The organism is Pradoshia sp. Z4_20, assembly GCF_058216035.1.
In genome coordinates this window covers 1-17,604 of the sequence record NZ_JBZAJD010000010.1, presented here as the reverse complement: position 1 = coordinate 17,604, position 17,604 = coordinate 1, and the positions used below count along the sequence as shown (strand labels likewise).

Genomic DNA, 17,604 nt, shown 5'->3' with positions numbered 1-17,604 from the left:
TAAACGATTAATTTTGGTTATAGGATTAATATTTCATTCTAAAAAAGAGCTGGTTAATGGCGATTTGTTTAACAATTTATAGCTTATCCGCTTTTCATGGTGGCTCTTTGTTTTAAAATTGTATGTGAATCGTTATAATAATAGAAGAATACGGAAAAAAGCATCTTAATTTAACGGTTAATATATTGTCAATTTGAACACAGAGACGGTATATAAGTGCCCTGCCCTATAGGGAGAGAAAGTAGGTAATACAACGTGCGAGTACCGAGAGAAGGAGAAGAAATCCAAATACACAGTTACAAACATAATGGACATATACACCGGGTTTGGCAAGAGACGACCATATTAAAGGGTACCCAATTTATTGTAATTGGTTGCAATGATCGGACTCTTGTAACCGAATCTGATGGTAGGACATGGCTCACAAGAGAGCCAGCTATTACCTACTTTCACTCACAGTATTGGTTTAATATCATCGGCATGCTTCGTGATGACGGTATTTACTACTACTGTAATTTAAGTTCTCCATTTGTATTTGATGGGGAAGCGGTTAAATATATCGATTATGATCTTGATATAAAGGTATATCCCGATATGACATATAACCTGTTAGATGAAGATGAGTACGAAGAGCATAAACTTCAAATGGGTTATCCGAATGTCATTGACCATATTCTCAGGAGAAATGTGGAAAAGCTGATTAGTATGATTCGAGCGAAAAAAGGGCCGTTTTCTCAGGAGTTCGTTCATAATTGGTATAACCGATATTTAACAATTAAAAGTTGAAAAGAAGCCTGTCTCTTTTATGGACAGGTTTTTATGCTTGATGGGAGAGACATTTGATGAATAGTATAAAAAGATATATGAGGTTTGTAAGGCCTTATAAGTGGCAAATCATTGTGACAATCCTAATCGGGATAGTTAAATTTGCGATTCCTTTGTTGACTCCTGCCTTATTGGCATATGTGATTGATGATATAATCGGTGCCAATGCTTTGCAAAAAGGAGAGCAATTAAGGAAGCTCTATATGTTAATGGCAATCATGTTTTTCATTTTTGTGGTAGTTCGGCCTCCAGTAGAATATTACCGTCAATATTTTGCCCAATGGACAGCAAGTAAAATCTTATTTGATATCCGCGATAAAATGTTCAGTCATATACAAAAGTTAAGCTTTAAATATTACTCTAATGCAAAAGCAGGAGAAATTATCTCCAGAGTGATTAATGATGTTGAAGAAACTAAGAATTTTGTTATAACCGGCCTTATGAATGTTTGGTTGGATCTAGTTACAATTTTAATAGCAGTTGGAATTATGCTTACCTTTGACGTAAAATTGACCATTGTATCGTTGCTTCTGTTACCGCTCTACTCATTCTCCATTAAATATTTCTTTGGTAAATTAAGAGAATTAACCCGAGATAGATCACAGGCGCTTGCTCAAGTACAGGGCTATTTGCATGAACGTGTACAAGGGATGGCCGTGATTAAGAGCTTTGCGATTGAAGATCATGAGCAAAAGCAATTTAATAAAGTGAATGGAAACTTCTTAAAAAAAGCGTTAGCTCACACAAGCTGGAACGCTAAATCGTTTGCAGCAGTCAATACAATTACAGATATTGCTCCTCTAGTTGTCATCCTATTTGCCGGATACCAGGTCATTAATGGGAATATGACATTAGGGACTATGGTTGCCTTTGTCGGCTATATCGATTTATTGTATGGACCTTTGCGTAGATTGATGAACTCATCTACCACATTAACGCAATCACTGGCATCAATGGACCGTGTGTTTGAATTTTTGGATGTTCCGTATGATATTGAGGACAAGCCTGATGCACGTCCATGTAAAGATGTACAAGGGACCATTACGTTTGATCATGTATCATTCTCTTATGGAGAAGATGAGACTCAGGCACTGAAGGATATTAATCTTGAAGTGAAAAGGGGAGAAACAATTGCGCTTGTCGGGATGAGCGGAGGAGGTAAATCTACTCTGGTTAGCTTGATTCCACGATTTTATGATGTGACACAAGGGCGTATACTATTGGACGGAGTGGATATCCGAGATGTTCAGGTACGCTCACTTCGGGACAATATTGGAATGGTGATGCAAGACAGTATTTTATTTAGTGAATCGGTTCGTGAAAATATTTTACTGGGTAGGCCAGATGCGACAGATAAAGAAATCTATGAAGCTGCCAAAGCAGCAAATGCTCATGATTTTATCTGCAAATTACCAAGTGGATATGAGACAAAAGTAGGCGAGAGGGGCGTCAAATTATCAGGAGGTCAAAAGCAGCGTATTTCTATTGCACGTGTGTTTTTGAAGAATCCATCCATTATTGTGTTGGATGAAGCAACCTCTGCTCTTGATTTGGAAAGTGAGCATCTTATTCAGGAAGCACTTGAAAAGCTCTCCCGTGACCGTACTACATTTATAGTGGCTCACAGATTATCTACCATTACACATGCTGATCGAATTGTTATGGTTGAACATGGCTGTATTATAGAAGTGGGAACACATCAGGAATTAATGGCTAAACAAGGAGCTTATTATAGACTCTTTCAGGTACAACAGTTGGATGCCTAGCTGTTCTACTGAGGTATGTGATGGAGGGTATAATTGAGTAATCAAGTATATGATGAGCACGGGGGAAAGGATGTATCAATTCCAACACGAGGCGCAAAGAAAGAACAAGATAGATAAGATATATGCCATTTTATTTATTATATCTATTTTGATAAACGTGATTTTATTGTTGATGGATGGTGATATCTTCCGGGGAATAACCGTTCTCTTAATTTATTCTACTATTCTTTACTATGATTTACGAAAAAAAGTTTGGGCAGTCATTTTCGTAAAATGTATGGTGTGGATGCATATAGTTTTATTGTTTATTATATTTCTAGTTATGATAAAAAATTGAACAGTAAGGAACTTTTTGACTAACTGGGATATACAAGTACAGCCACTTCCTTTCTGGAGGTGGCTGTTTCACAATTCAATAATAGCAACAATCCCTACGAAAAAATACGAGAATAAAGAACGGCATAGCTTTTGGATAGAAGGAGGTTTTTTGATCGAAAGGAGAACCACCTTTTTGACTATCAGATAAGATACAGTGCAAAACCAATGGAATGAAAAAGGCATCCCAAAGCCTTTTTGCTGGCCTTGGAATGCTTTAAGTGATTGTTATAATTGATCATCATCATTTATCTTAATTGATTTGTTCTCTGATTTGTGATAAGAGTGAAAACTGTTAACAAGCATTTCGAGATGCTCTAAGTAGTCACCATATTCAAGCATAGATGAGATTAGCGTAACCATATGGTAGTGAACGGGGGAATCCTCGTCTGTATTTAATCGGAAACCTTTAACAATATCAATCAGTAATTGTTTGTTATAAGTGTCTGTAGATTCCTCAAGCATTAGTCCTGGTTTTACTTTTCCTATAAATTTCAGATGAATATGTTCATGTTTTCTCAACAACAAATCCAGTTGATGATGAACCTGTATTTGAAAATCCTCAGGCATTTGATGGAATTCATTTTCAAAACGATGCAATCTTTTTAGGATATCCAGTGATCGTTTATTTGTTGCTATCATATAACGGTAGATTACGAGTTTACGGGACTTGGCAACCGTATTTTTCCTGAAAGTTTCACGCTCTTCTTTATATAGAGCGTACAAGTTATCGGCCTTTGTGACATTCTCTTTAATACGATTAATGTCTTTTTTCATCATAGTATGTTCAGTTGAACTTCTAGAACCGATTCTAATCCATTGTAGAATATCGTCTGTCGTTGTGCTGATTCGTTTATAAAGCTTTGTCTCATACTTTGGAGGAAGAAAGACAAGGTTTACAATAAACGCTGACAGAATACCGATTAAAATGGCAGCAACTCTCCAAAAGGCGAATTCTGTAAAATTGCCGTCTTGTTGCTCCATAATTAAGATTAAAGTTACAAGCGAAATCGTTAATTGATTTTCATTTTTCAGCTGTAAGTTGATTACAATTGTTATAATGGCTGCCAAACCAATTAATAAGGGATCATTACCAAATAATAATACAAACGATATCGCAATTAGAAATCCGATAATATTCGCTTGTATTTGATCAATTAAAGTCCTGTACGAACGGTATATGGTAGGCTGAACGGCAAATACAGCCGAAATCCCGGCTAATACGGGAGCCGGTACATTAAATGCTGTCGCAACATAGATGGCTATCACAATGGCTATTCCCGTTTTAAAGACTCGGGCACCAACCTTCATAAATAATACCTCTTCCTTTTATTCATAGTTGTTTACGAATATTTATCTATTTTTATCTCGAACATGACTGTACTATACAGGGTTTCGTCTTCATGTTCAAGATATACAGGCAAAATACTTCTTTTGTTTACTTTCCCCATTAGACTAAAAGGCATGCATTGAATACGATTTTTTCAAGATTCATCAGGTATACGTTATATGGAGAGAGAAGGGATTCATAGATTTTTTAATGAAAGTTCTATATGTTCATAAAATGAAAAAAGGATTGAGAACGGCGTAACAGGAAAGTTGAGAAATGAAAAGAGGCCGCCGCTTTAATAAAGCGAAACGGCCTCTTGAGGTTCGAAAATAATGTATCATCCTGATAAAAATTGATATATGGCCCATAACTGACCACCAGTCGCCTCAGCTTTACTCGTGTATTCTAGCTTCAACTCCTAGCCCCTCGAGTCATAAGGAATAGTCACTACGGGAGAAAAGCACTCCCTACGTGCCTCTTCTCTTATGCTTGTCGGGTCTGGGCAGTCGTTTCAGCCTTATTCTGTAGATACAGATGGGTCGGCTTGGGTTTTGACTGGGACGATTTGGAGGAAGTGCTGGCTTGGGTTGCCTAGCAATTGGGCCAGTTCGTCCGCTTCTGCCTGTTGGCCATTTTCTCTAAGAATAGTTGTATAGCGTGTAAGTAGTTCAGTTACATCATTTATACCTGTTTCATTTAATTTTTCAACAGAGACGAGGGCTCCTTTTGCAATTCTGCGTTGGATCGCATCTTTTGTAAGGCCTCGTTCAGGCAAATGACGTTGATAAATGACACCGCCTGTCATTCCTGCGCAAATCCATGGACCTGGGTCTCCTAGAACAAGTCCTCGGCCGTTTGTCATATATTCGAAGGCAAAGCCCTTAATATTTGAATAAACGCCAATGTTTCCATGTTCTTGTACAGGAATATCCCGTTTTAAAGAACCTCCGACAATCATGTCAGCACCAGACAGACGGATACCTGCGCGCGCATCAGCGTCACCCTGGGCAATTAATAGACCTTTTTGCGCACCATATCCAAAGCCTTTCCCAACGGAACCATTATAGAATTTGTCATCCTTGCCGATTCCTTTAAGAATTGCAATTGTTCCTCCAAACGAGGTTTTGCCGGTGCCATCCTGAGAACCGCCATCAACTGTTATCGTAATGCCTTCTGTATTGTATGCACCAAGTCCATTTCCAGGTATGGAACCTTTATAAGTTAGATTAACAGGATCCATTTTGACATAGGAACCATCTAATCTGCCTCTTACCCGGTGGCAGGAAACACGGCTTCCAAGTACGCGCTGAATAGAATTGATATTTTTAAATTGTCTGGATTGAAGCAGATCATTTACACTTGCATCCAGATATTCTGCACCGACTGCAGCCATTTGGACGATTAATTCGTCCTTTGTAGCAGCAGCTTCGAGATGTGTGATCTGGCCAAGCTCAATCGTTTTAAGTAAGTATTTTAAATCCAGCATTTCTTTTCCTTTTGTTTGTACTAATAAATCGGAACGCCCAACAGCTTCCTGGAGATTTGTGACTCCAAGTTCAGCCGCAAGTGTTTTTAATTCATTGCCAAAAGCACTGAATAGGTTGATAAGCCCCTGGACGGCTAAATCAAACTGTCTTGGAACAAATCTCCTTAAGCCATGTTCCTTTGCTTCCACTTCAGAATCAATTTGAGTAGCAATCCCTACATGGCATGTATCCAGGTGGCAGCCTCGACATGTTGTACAGCCAATAGCAATCATAGAGAGGGTTCCAAAACCTACACGGTTTGCTCCAAGTAGCATAACCTTCAGTACATCCTTTGCACTTTTGAGGCCACCGTCAGCCCAAAGCTCAACATCCTGTCTTAGACCGGCTTCAAGCAAGGCATTATGAGCAGCTTTAACACCAATCTCCACTGGTAATCCAACGTTTTGAAGGGCATGGATACGAGCGGCTCCGGTACCGCCGTCAAATCCACTTAGCGTGATAATATCAGCACCAGCTTTTGCTATCCCGACAGCAATTGTCCCAATATTTGGAACAACAGGTACTTTAACAGCCACCCTTGCCTGATCATTGGCTGTCTTTAACTCATGGATCATTTGAGCTAAATCTTCAATAGAATAAATATCATGGTTGTTTGAAGGTGATATTAAATCGGATCCAATCGTTGCATTACGTGCTTCGGCAATTTTTGATGTTACTTTGGATCCAGGAAGATGACCGCCTTCACCCGGTTTAGCGCCCTGTCCGATTTTGATTTCAAGTAAATTAGAGGAATTCAGCAATTCCGCATTTACACCAAAACGACCGGAGGCAATTTGCTGACCGCGAGTTCGCGGGTATTTACCAAGCATATCTTTAATTTCTCCGCCTTCACCATTCATGCTAATCATATTAAGGCGATCGGCACCTTCTGCATATGCGCGAAAGGCTGTTTCATTTTGTGAGCCGAACGACATTGATGCAATTACAAATGGTAGACTGTGATCGCCAACACCAATATTCACTGTTTCTGGATCAACTTTTTGTTCGGTTTTCTTGAAATCTGTTAAATGGCGAATAGTTGTGGGATTTTGTTCTTCCTGTTCAGAGATTTTTTCTCCAAAGGCCTGATAATCTCCAGTTGAAGCCACCTCACCAATTGCTTTCCAGATTCGCGGGAACAGATGAAAGGTCTTGCCGACACGTTCTTTTTCATTGGCATAATCAATTGCACGCTGTTTCGCATCTTCCTTCAATTTATCAAAATTATAGATTAATTGATTGGATCCAAAGAAGTTCACGATTTGAAGGATGTCTGCTATTTCTTCCTGTAGTCCAATCGAAGAGAATAGTCGTCCATATCCGCGAAGTTCATGAATTCCAAGTGTTGAAATGACCTTTTCTAATCCTTTAGATAAAGAGTTATATAAATTAATTACTGGTTTCGACTGCTCATCTGATACGGTACGGAACATATAATATGGATTAATCAAATTAGCTCCTAATCCGTAAATCACCACAATGTCATGCAAGTTACGAATGGCAGCAGAGCGAACTAAAATGGAACAGTCTCTTCGTTTTTCTGCTTTTACTAATGCTCTATCGACTGCTGCGACTACAAGGGCAGGATCCAACCAAAATTGCTCAGCCTGATGGGATAGTTCATCATCTAGGCAAAGTAATCCACAGCCGTCAGTAACAAAGGTAAGAGCCTCTTTACTGATACGATCTAGAGCTTCCTTAATCGTTTCACCCTCCGTGAATGTCATGGATATCGTTTTCAATTCTTCTGTATCCATAAAAAATTGGTGAATTTGTTCATAAGAAGGTTGTTTTGCAAACTGTGCACAAGTGTGTCCAGCTTTTCCTTCAGCTAATAGAGGCGTTAATAGCTCAATCACTGTGTTTACAGATTTTTCATCTGTAAACAGAGAAGGGCGTTTACCGATAATGGTTCGGGTCGAAAAATGTTCCATTTCTCGGTCGCGATCTATCGCAGGGTTTGTAACAACTGCAACACTTTCTTTAATAAAGTCTGCAATATTCTTACGCTCAGGATTGAGTGCTGCCAGTGGAGCATCGTGACCAAGTGAACGGATTGGTTCTGCACCTTTTTCAGCCATTTGTTCAATTAGTTGAATATGGTCACGTTCCCATCCGAAAGCTTTATATTGTCCGTTTTGGATTTTGTCCTCTTCCTGTGCAAAAGTATGCTCTTTTACATCAGGAGGATTTAAGCGATTACGAGATTCTGTAAAGTTAAGTCTCTTGTTAAATCTTTTGAATACTTCTTCCTGATAAGTGATATATTCATATAGTTCTATTGAATCGCCATTCCACTTTAATCCGACCTTTTCTCCTGGACCAATTGGTTTAGGATTGGCTACATATTCTGTTGGTGAAATAACACCTGGTTCAGAGCCAAACAAATAAGAGGTTGAAGTTTCCATCATCCATAAAGGACGTAGACCAAGTGCATCTACAGAGAAAGCAGCTTCATTGCCGTGGCGGGAAATGATTCCTGCCGGACCTTGAGCGAAATGGCCCCAGCTTTCACGCAAATACGTATATAGATCCTGAAGATGATCGGGATATTCCTTCATTTCATTAATGATTGGAGGGAAGACAATATCAAGTGCTTCAAATAGAGAATACCCCTCACGGTAGATGAATGTTTCCAATGTACGACTTAAATCCTGTGAGTCACTGCCGCCGTTTACTAATGGAACACCAACCATTTGCGCTTCATCGCGTAATTTGGCGATTGTATTGATTTCACCATTATGTCCAAGGACGCTAAATGGTTGTACGCGAAAAAAGCTGGATAGTGTATTAGTGCAATAGCGGTTATGTCCAAGTGTCATCGTTGATGCGACGAGTGGACTTGCAAGGTCTGGATAGTACTTAGGTAGAATATCGCCGGCTCCCATCACTTTGTAGATGGCATGATATTGGCTAAGCGAAGATACGTGGATGTGGTCATTTTTCTCAATTGTAATTGTGAGATCAAATAACAGAGATGAAAGGTCAGTTTGTTTTAAATCTTCTTTTGCTATAAAAGCAACTTGAAGAAATACAGGGTTTTCCTGTAATGCTATTGGTCCCAATGCATCGGTGGAATAAGCTTCATCAGATACATAAATTTCTTTTAAGTCTTTTTCGTTTGCCAGTTTGATTATTTCCTCAATAGTTTGTTGTTTCTCAGCCTCACGTTTAATAAAAAAGTGGCCCACTACAAAATGGTTATGATCCGCAAGGTCTGTATCAGCACCAGAGTTCTTTAGCTTCTCCTTCCATAATTGACGGGGGATATCTATGTGAATGCCGACACCATCGCCTTCGCCGTTAATAAAACCGGCCCGATGGTTCATGGTAACCAGGGCATCAATACACGCAAAAATATTATCACGGGTAGGTATTTTTTTCTTTTCAATACATGCAATAATTCCGCAAGCATCATGTTCTGATTCGTGGTAATTCATAAACGTACTAGGATTCCATCTTTTGTTCATACGTTGGGCAACTATAAGCTTGCGCCTATTCGATGCCGGTTCACCTCCTGCTTTAAACTTGTGGTTTTTTAGATTACTTTGGAAAACGAACGAGGAAGGAAATACAGTTTTGAGGGTAATAAATAATCAATACTAGTATGATTTATATTATCATTAGAATTTTCAGAAATCAATTAAATATACATTTTAGTTTTTTTGGAAAATAAACATTATCTGGTTATTAAAATCAAAATATCTTAATGTAAACGCTTTCAACAACGTTAAAACATCAATTCTACCGTGATTAGTAGAATTGATGATATGCATAAATATTCAAAAATTTGTATTTATAATAATTTGAATGCTTGATTTACAGCTTTAATAGTAGTTTCTATGTCTTCTTCTGTATGGGCTGTCGTTAAGAACCAGGCTTCATATTTTGATGGAGCCAAGTTAATCCCTTGTTCCAGCATAAGCTTAAAGAATCGGCCGAACACTTCGCCATTCGTAGCTTCAGCTTGAGCATAGTTACTGATATCTTCCTTAGCATCAGTAAAATAAACCGTTAATGCACCTTTTAATCGATTTACTTTAATAGAAACATGATGGTCTTCCGCTGCCTGAAGGATTCCTTGTTCCAGCATCGCCCCAAGTTGATCTAGTCGTTCATATACTCCTTCTTCCTTCAATACTTCAAGGCAAGCAATACCAGCTAGCATGGAAGCGGGATTTCCGGCCATCGTCCCTGCTTGATAGGCTGGGCCGAGGGGTGCGACTGTTTCCATAACCTCTTTTTTGCCACCGTAAGCACCAATCGGTAAGCCGCCGCCGATGATTTTTCCGAGCGCCGTCATATCAGGCTCAACACCAAGAAGGTTTTGTGCACCACCGTACATAAAACGGAAGGCTGTAATTACCTCATCATAGATAACAAGTGCCCCTGCTGCATGAGTAATGTCATTAATTGCTTCAAGAAAACCAGGGTTTGGTTCAACAATCCCGAAATTACCGACAATCGGTTCAACTAAAACGGCCGCGATTTCATTTCCCCATTTATTGATTGCTTCCTTATAGGCATCTATATCATTGAACGGCACTGTAATGACTTCCTGAGCAATGCTTTTTGGTACACCGGCGGAATCGGGAGTTCCAAGTGTGGAAGGGCCTGATCCGGCAGCGACTAAAACAAGATCGGAATGTCCGTGATAACAGCCAGCGAACTTAATAATTTTATCCCGTCCTGTATACGCTCGTGCTACACGAATCGTGGTCATAACCGATTCAGTTCCGGAATTTGTAAACCGTACTTTGTCCATGGATGGGATGGCTTCCTTAAGCATCTTGGCAAATTTAACTTCAAAAGGAGTAGGTGTTCCATAAAGAACGCCGTTTTCAGCTGCCTTTGTAATTGCTTTGGTAATATGCGGATGGGCATGCCCGGTAATTATAGGTCCGTAAGCGGCAAGATAATCAATATATCGATTGCCGTCAACATCCCAAAAATACGCGCCTTTTGCTCTTTCCATTGCAATTGGAGAACCCCCTCCAACGGCTTTGTATGATCTAGATGGTGAATTGACACCGCCGACGATGTGCTGCATAGCTTCAGCATGCAAACTTTCAGATTGAGCGTGGTTCATTTTATTTCTCCTCCTTCGTATGTAACTGCTTCATTTTAGCACTGGAATTCTTTGTTTGTACAACATGGTCACCTAAGCAATGGATTCGTGTACAAGCAATCATAGGTATGCCTGTAAGAGCGTATATATTACAAATGCGGTTGTAATAAAAAGGGGTGTTACCTTTGTTTTATATTATCCTTGCTGCGGTTGTTATCACGTTACTAATGAGTTTGAGAGGATTATTGATGCCAACAGACCCAACCCGGGCTGAACGGATATCACTCGATTATCTTTATTGGATCATTACGGTGTACTTCACTTTTTTAATAGGTTTCGGAATCCTATACGTATTGGTTGAAATGAAATTTGGAACGGTTATTCATTTGAATGGTTTACCTATTGAGGGAGGTTTGTTTCAAAAGCTTGCCTCTTCCTTCTATTTCAGTACTATGACTCTTCTCTCGGTAGGGTATGGAGATATGGTACCTGTAGGATTTGGCAGATGGATTGCATCAATGGAAGCTTTAATTGGATATGCGTTACCGGCAGCTTTTGTCGTAAGGACTGCCATAGACTTTGAACATGCAAAAACAACCCGAAATTAGGTATAGTAATAATAGAACGAGCTGTTCTTAATTATTTTTATCTAACAGGGGAGTGAGCTTTATGAGTAGTATAGTTGGTGAGAAGGCGCAGGATTTTAAGCTTCAGGCAAGTAATGGAAAAGAGGTTACATTAGCTGATTTTAAGGGGAAAAATATAGTTCTCTATTTTTATCCAAAGGATATGACACCGGGATGCACGACTGAAGCATGTGACTTCAAGGAAAATCACACATCATTTGCAGAATTGGATACAATTATTGTTGGCGTTAGTCCAGATCCGGTTGAAAAGCATGAAAAATTTAAAACGAAATATGATCTTCCTTTTATCTTGTTGTCAGACCCAGAACATACATTGTCAAAAGCGTATGGAGTATGGGTATTAAAAAACAATTTTGGAAATGAATATATGGGTACGGAACGTTCTACATTCGTTATCAACAAAGAGGGTATAGTGGTAAAAGAGTGGCGTAAGGTGAGAGTGAAAGGGCATGTGGAAGATGCCTTAGCATTTATTAAAAATGAATTATCATAATTTAGATTGTAAGCAGGCATGAAATAATGCCTGCTTTCTTTATAAATAAAAAGCTCTCTGGAGGAAAAATATGTATATTGATAGTAGGTGTTTAATAAAGAGAACAGGGGAGATGACGTATGAAAGATCCACGAATTAAAAAAATGGCAAGACAACTGCTAACCCATTCTGTACGGTTAGAGAAGGGGCAAAAAGTGTTGATTGAAGGTCACTACATAACGAAACCTTTGTTGGTAGAACTTGTCAATCAAACGTATGAGCTAGGAGCATACCCATTTGTACAAATGCTCGATGATGAGATTCAAAAATATATGGCAAAAGGGTATAGCCGGGAACAGTTGGAAATCATGGCTAATTGGGATTTGAAAAAATTTGAAGACATGGATGCTGTCATTATTGTGATCGGAGAAGAGAATGATGCGGAATTTGCTGAGATTCCGTCAGAGAAATTTCAGCTGAGCGGAGAAGTAATGAAGCCAGTCGTTGATTACTATATTAATAATTGCCGTTGGGTATTATTGAACTATCCGACTAAATCACTTGCTCAAAAAGCAGGGATGAGCACAAGTCAATTTGAAGATTTTCTGCTTGATGTTTGTACAATTGATTATGCCAAAATGCAGAAGGCAATGGAGCCATTGAAATCTCTAATGGAGCAAACAGATCAGGTCAGAATCACGTCACCGGGTACAGATCTTTCTTTTTCTATAAAGGGAATTCCGGCAGTGATGTGTTTCGGAGAAAGAAATTTACCTGATGGAGAAGTATATACAGCCCCCGTTAAAAATAGTGTAAACGGAACGATTACCTTTAATACGCCTTGTCCTTATCAAGGGACTACCTTCAGAGATGTCAGTTTAACGTTTAAAGATGGAAAAATAATTGATGCAAGAGCAGATCAAGCGGATAAAATCAATAAAATATTTGATATAGATGAAGGTGCCCGTTATATTGGAGAATTTGCCTTAGGCGTAAACCCGTTAATAACAAATCCAATGGGAGATATTTTATTCGATGAGAAAATCTGTGGAAGCCTGCATTTCACACCGGGATTAGCCTATAAAGCAGCCGACAATGGAAATATATCTTCTATTCACTGGGACATGGTGCTTATCCAGCGAACTGAATTTGGCGGAGGAGAAATCTATTTTGATGGTCAATTGATTCGAAAGGATGGATTATTTGTACTACCGGAGTTAAAAGGATTAAATCCTGAATCACTTTTATAGTGATTGTTTTTAAAATCTATGGCAAAAGACCAAGCATAACAAGCTATTTTGAATAAGATAGAATCAGGGAATACCTCCTCATACAACTATTAGAAGGACAGCCGGAACTGGCTGTCCGTTTTTTTATTTAGTTTCTGCTTTTATGTGAGCTAGCTTAAAACGCTCGAGACATAAGTGGAGTTGCTGCGGATGCCAACAGGATGTAGGTCACAAAGGCGTTGTCACAGGACGTGGCGAATTTAGTCTTCGTTCATTGAACTAAACCGTTTCAGCTTTTTATGTAATCCGGCTTCGACTCCTAGCTCCTCGAGACATAAGTGTAGGCATTACGAGAGGAAAGAACGCCTCCCTTCGTGCCTCCTCTTATGCTTTTCGAAGCTGAACAGTCGTCTCAGCACTTTATACTGGTAAAAGATGTTATTATGTTAGTGATGTGTGGATGAAGGGGGTATTTGGATGAAGGTTGTTTCTGCAATTTATCCTCCGGGGGAAATTAGGAAACGTTTGATTGAGTCATACAAAGAGCATGAGTTTCATTTTTGTAAAGGTATCAAAAATGCAGGTTCTGTTATTAAGGATATGGATGTGCTCATAACATATGGAGAAGATGTGGATGAGGAAACAATCGACCAGGCGTTACGCTTGAAATGGATTAGTGTAATGTCAGCTGGGATTGAAAAATTGCCTTTCGAAAAAATTAGAGAAAGAAATATCCTGGTAACAAATGCGAGAGGGATTCATGCGATACCTATGGCAGAGTACGCCATGGGGATGATGCTTTCATATATAAAGCAATTCCCGATCATGGCAGAGAATAAAGATAAACGTATATGGGACAAGAGGCTACCTTTCGGTGAGCTGAATGGGAAAAATCTTCTTATATTAGGTACTGGCGCAATTGGAGAAGAGATAGCTAGATTAGGAAAAGCCTTTCGGATGAAAACGATTGGGATGAATCGCAGCGGGGTTTCCGCCAGTTCATATTTTGATGATATTATTACGATGTCTCAAATTGAGGATGCTCTCCCGAATGCAGATTTTATTATATCTGTACTACCTAGTACATCAGAAACTAAGGACCTCTTGAAATACAAACATTTTGAAATGATGAAAAATATAGCTATGTTTATCAATATTGGTCGTGGAGATTTAATTAAAGAAGACACGATACATGAGGTGTTAGAAAATCAAGTTATAGGTCATATGGTGCTTGATGTTTTTCCGAATGAACCGTTAAATGAAGATAATAAGCTATGGTTATATCCTAATTTGACTATCACACCGCATATTTCTAGCGTTTCAAAAAATTACTTGCCACGCGCATTTGATATATTTGAGCAGAATTTTCAGCGGTTTGTTAATCATAAGGATGATAACTATGTGAATAAAATTGATGTAGGAAAGGGGTATTAGAATGAAAATTTATACAAAAACCGGAGATAAGGGTCAAACCTCTCTTGTTTATGGTACGCGTGTATCCAAAACTGACCAACGTGTAGAGGCGTATGGAACATGTGATGAAGGGAATTCTATGATTGGACTTGGGATAAGCTATTTAAATGATGTAGAGTTCTCAGGGAAAGATAAGTTATTAGAGGAGTTCCATAAAATACAAACTGATTTATTTCACGTTGGTGCAGAACTAGCTACTCCATACGGCAAAAAAGTTGGCTGGGTTATAAAAGAAGAGTCGATTGATGAATTGGAAGCCTATATTGATGAACTTAATGAGGAATTACCTCCATTCAAGAATTTTATACTTCCAGGTGGACACCCAGCTGGAGCAGCTTTTCATGTGGCGAGAACAGTGATACGTAGAGCTGAACGAAATTCAGTTGCTCTCGGAGAAGAGGTAAATCCTTTAGTTATAAAATATTTGAATAGGTTATCCGATTTCTTGTTTATTGTTGCCAGATATGTAAACTATAAATTAGGAAAAATGGAACCAACTTTACATAATTCTTGAGACAAGAGTTTACAACACCCTGGATATAATATATCTGAATGAGGTGCTGGAAATATTGACAACTCAACCAATCATCAAGTAAACTTATTGTAACAATTACAAAGTGAGAATAATATAAAAAAGGAGTGCATGACGGTGTCTCAACCACAACTTAAAGAAGCGTTAGATACTTTGAAACAAACTGGTGTCCGCATGACTCCGCAACGTCATGCCATACTCGAGTATATAATAACTGCCCATGCGCATCCAACAGCTGATGATATATATAAGGCGTTGGAAGGCAAGTTTCCTAATATGAGCGTAGCGACAGTATATAATAATTTACGTGTGTTTAAAGAGGTTGGCTTAGTAAAAGAGTTGACGTACGGAGACTCATCCAGTCGATTTGATTTTGTGTCATCAGATCACTATCATATAATTTGTGAAAAGTGCGGAAAAATAGTTGATTTTCATTATCCAGGTCTTGATGAAGTGGAACATCTTGCATCGCATGTTGCGGGATTTAAAGTAACACATCACCGAATGGAGATTTATGGTGATTGTCCGGAATGTTCTGCTAAAGAAGTTCATTAAACCAGATAGGGAAGTTAAATAAAAAGAAAAAGCTGGACGTTTGCCAGCTTTTTCTTTTTATTTATTTTTTAACTTTTTCTTATTGTAATCCTCGTTAAATTCTTTACCTTCCAAGTCTTTATCAAGTGTTAATGGTTCTTTACAGTACATACACATATCCACTCTGCCTAATATTTTTGTATATTTATTACAATTTGGACAAACAACTTGAACAGCTTTTGTGGAGAGCATACCTATCCAGAAATAGACGGCCATACTTGCAAAAATAGCTAATAGCCCGAGTACCATAAAAATAGTCATAACCAGTGGTGAGTTTCTAAAGAAAATACCTCCGTACATTATGATAAAGCCTATAAAAATTAAGCTGAGTGCAAATGTTCGTATTTTATTTATCTTACTTGAATACTTTGCCACCGTTTTTCCCCCTTTTATCTTCTATAATATACCATAATATCCAAAGAATTTAATAACAATAGATATTAAAATAGTGGCAGGAGTCTGTCGAATATTGTTGAATAGATAAGGAGAGCGAATTAAATTGTGGAGGAATGGAACATGGAGGATATCCTAAGACCCGTTTATCAAGAAAGAGCCAGCAACCCGGATACAAAAGGAGTTTTATTAATTGAGAAGAACTCTCCTGAGAGTTCAATTACAGATACATTTGATTACATTTTATTAATCATTACAGATAGTAAGGATAAGCAACCGGTCTTTATTAAACATTATGCTTACGAAAATAAAAAATCAGCACTCCACATCGTAACAGATGAAAAGTTAAACGAGTGGAGGTTATTAGGATCCAATAAAAAAATTATTGATTGGATATACCATGGGAAAATTGTTTTTGACCGTAATGATTATCTTGCCTCATTAAAAAGAGAATTAAATGAATTCCCTTTCTATGGAAGGAAAGTAAAAAAAGGTATAGAGTTTGCGCGTTTAATTAGAAGTTATATGGAAGGTAAAGAATTGTTTGATCAAGGGAACTCTCTAGATGCGTATAATCAAATAATCCATGCACTCCACCACCTTGCAAGATTAGAGATCATTGAAAAAGGGTTTCACCCAGAAGTAACTGTATGGAATCAGGTGAAGCAAATTGGTCCTGATATTTATAAATTATATGAAGAGCTGGTTTTTAGCGAAGAAAGTCTTAATCAAAGACTAGAACTTCTTTTCCTTGTTAGTGACTTTTTTATTCATACAAGAACAGAATCCGGGTCTGGGCATATATTAGAAATTATAGGTGAAAGAGGAGAAGAGTACTGGTCATTTGATGAGCTGTATGGACATCAAGAGTTATGCTATTACGGAGAGGACTTAAGGATATTAATTGAGTACTTGATTGATCGTGGCTATATTGATGTTGTACTAGAAAACACTAAGGGAGCAAAGCTTTTTCATAGGTTTTATAAAATTCATAAAGAAATTTAAAAAATTATATTGACCAAATGATTTTAGGGTGGTATATTAATAAACGTCGCCGCTGAGGTAAACAAAACGAAGCGAGACGGCAAAGAAAAAATGAAAAAAGTTGTTGACTTACGATTCTAACGATGATAAGATAAGAAAGTCGCTCTTTTACAAACGAGCTTGAAATGTTAGTAAATTACATTAAAAGAAATGCTTGACAACAACAAGTTATCTTGATATAATGTAAAAGTCGCTAACACGACAGATTGTTCTTTGAAAACTAAACAAAACGAACGCCAAGCAAGTCTAAAAAAAGAGATTTTTAAAATCTCGTCAATTTGCTTTAAAATTTAGCTAGATCAAACATCTTTCGGAGAGTTTGATCCTGGC

General features: G+C 38.2%; 13 protein-coding genes. 9 read left to right on the top strand and 4 right to left on the bottom strand.

Annotation, left to right across the window (positions count from 1 at the left end; all coding sequences use genetic code 11):
- Positions 1-255 precede the first annotated feature (255 nt).
- Positions 256-786, top strand: coding sequence for a nucleoside tri-diphosphate phosphatase (gene ntdP / locus AC4BHP_RS16775; RefSeq protein ID WP_066107906.1), 531 nt, complete (start codon positions 256-258; stop codon positions 784-786).
- A gap of 56 nt (positions 787-842) precedes the next feature.
- Positions 843-2,591 carry an ABC transporter ATP-binding protein gene (locus AC4BHP_RS16770; RefSeq protein ID WP_140462198.1) on the top strand — a complete coding sequence of 583 codons (1,749 nt, stop codon included), beginning with the start codon at positions 843-845 and terminating at the stop codon, positions 2,589-2,591.
- A 603-nt stretch (positions 2,592-3,194) separates the two neighbouring features.
- Here AC4BHP_RS16770 and AC4BHP_RS16765 read toward each other — a convergent pair.
- The 3 genes from AC4BHP_RS16765 to AC4BHP_RS16755 all read right to left on the bottom strand — a co-directional run bounded on the left by AC4BHP_RS16765 (position 3,195) and on the right by AC4BHP_RS16755 (position 10,911).
- The gene (locus AC4BHP_RS16765) at positions 3,195-4,277 is read right to left on the bottom strand and encodes an FUSC family protein (RefSeq protein ID WP_490553464.1); all 1,083 of its coding nucleotides are present in this window, start codon (positions 4,275-4,277) and stop codon (positions 3,195-3,197) included.
- A 536-nt stretch (positions 4,278-4,813) separates the two neighbouring features.
- Positions 4,814-9,292 carry a glutamate synthase-related protein gene (locus AC4BHP_RS16760; RefSeq protein WP_490553463.1) on the bottom strand — a complete coding sequence of 1,493 codons (4,479 nt, stop codon included), beginning with the start codon at positions 9,290-9,292 and terminating at the stop codon, positions 4,814-4,816.
- 326 nt (positions 9,293-9,618) lie between these two features.
- Positions 9,619-10,911 carry a glutamate-1-semialdehyde 2,1-aminomutase gene (locus AC4BHP_RS16755; protein ID WP_490553461.1) on the bottom strand — a complete coding sequence of 431 codons (1,293 nt, stop codon included), beginning with the start codon at positions 10,909-10,911 and terminating at the stop codon, positions 9,619-9,621.
- A 164-nt stretch (positions 10,912-11,075) separates the two neighbouring features.
- Here AC4BHP_RS16755 and AC4BHP_RS16750 point away from each other — a divergent pair, with 164 nt between their 5' ends.
- From AC4BHP_RS16750 to perR, 6 genes are all read left to right on the top strand, one after another.
- Positions 11,076-11,498 (top strand): potassium channel family protein, encoded by a 423-nt coding sequence (locus AC4BHP_RS16750; RefSeq protein WP_140462201.1) that lies wholly within the window; start codon positions 11,076-11,078, stop codon positions 11,496-11,498.
- A 61-nt stretch (positions 11,499-11,559) separates the two neighbouring features.
- Positions 11,560-12,030 carry a thioredoxin-dependent thiol peroxidase gene (gene bcp, locus AC4BHP_RS16745; RefSeq protein WP_490553459.1) on the top strand — a complete coding sequence of 157 codons (471 nt, stop codon included), beginning with the start codon at positions 11,560-11,562 and terminating at the stop codon, positions 12,028-12,030.
- 119 nt (positions 12,031-12,149) lie between these two features.
- Positions 12,150-13,259 carry an aminopeptidase gene (locus AC4BHP_RS16740; RefSeq protein WP_148631054.1) on the top strand — a complete coding sequence of 370 codons (1,110 nt, stop codon included), beginning with the start codon at positions 12,150-12,152 and terminating at the stop codon, positions 13,257-13,259.
- A gap of 456 nt (positions 13,260-13,715) precedes the next feature.
- Positions 13,716-14,672, top strand: coding sequence for a D-2-hydroxyacid dehydrogenase (locus AC4BHP_RS16735; RefSeq protein WP_066107885.1), 957 nt, complete (start codon positions 13,716-13,718; stop codon positions 14,670-14,672).
- A 1-nt stretch (position 14,673) separates the two neighbouring features.
- Positions 14,674-15,225, top strand: coding sequence for a cob(I)yrinic acid a,c-diamide adenosyltransferase (locus tag AC4BHP_RS16730; RefSeq protein WP_066107883.1), 552 nt, complete (start codon positions 14,674-14,676; stop codon positions 15,223-15,225).
- A gap of 129 nt (positions 15,226-15,354) precedes the next feature.
- Positions 15,355-15,798 carry a peroxide-responsive transcriptional repressor PerR gene (gene perR / locus AC4BHP_RS16725; RefSeq protein ID WP_066107879.1) on the top strand — a complete coding sequence of 148 codons (444 nt, stop codon included), beginning with the start codon at positions 15,355-15,357 and terminating at the stop codon, positions 15,796-15,798.
- Between the two features lie 57 nt (positions 15,799-15,855).
- On the opposite strand, the gene AC4BHP_RS16720 is transcribed toward perR, so the two are convergent.
- Positions 15,856-16,212 (bottom strand): YgzB family protein, encoded by a 357-nt coding sequence (locus tag AC4BHP_RS16720; protein WP_066107876.1) that lies wholly within the window; start codon positions 16,210-16,212, stop codon positions 15,856-15,858.
- Between the two features lie 141 nt (positions 16,213-16,353).
- Between AC4BHP_RS16720 and AC4BHP_RS16715 the strand changes: the two genes are divergently transcribed.
- Positions 16,354-17,235: a nucleotidyltransferase-like protein gene (locus AC4BHP_RS16715; RefSeq protein WP_066107873.1), complete on the top strand. Its 882-nt coding sequence runs from the start codon at positions 16,354-16,356 to the stop codon at positions 17,233-17,235.
- Positions 17,236-17,604 lie beyond the last annotated feature (369 nt).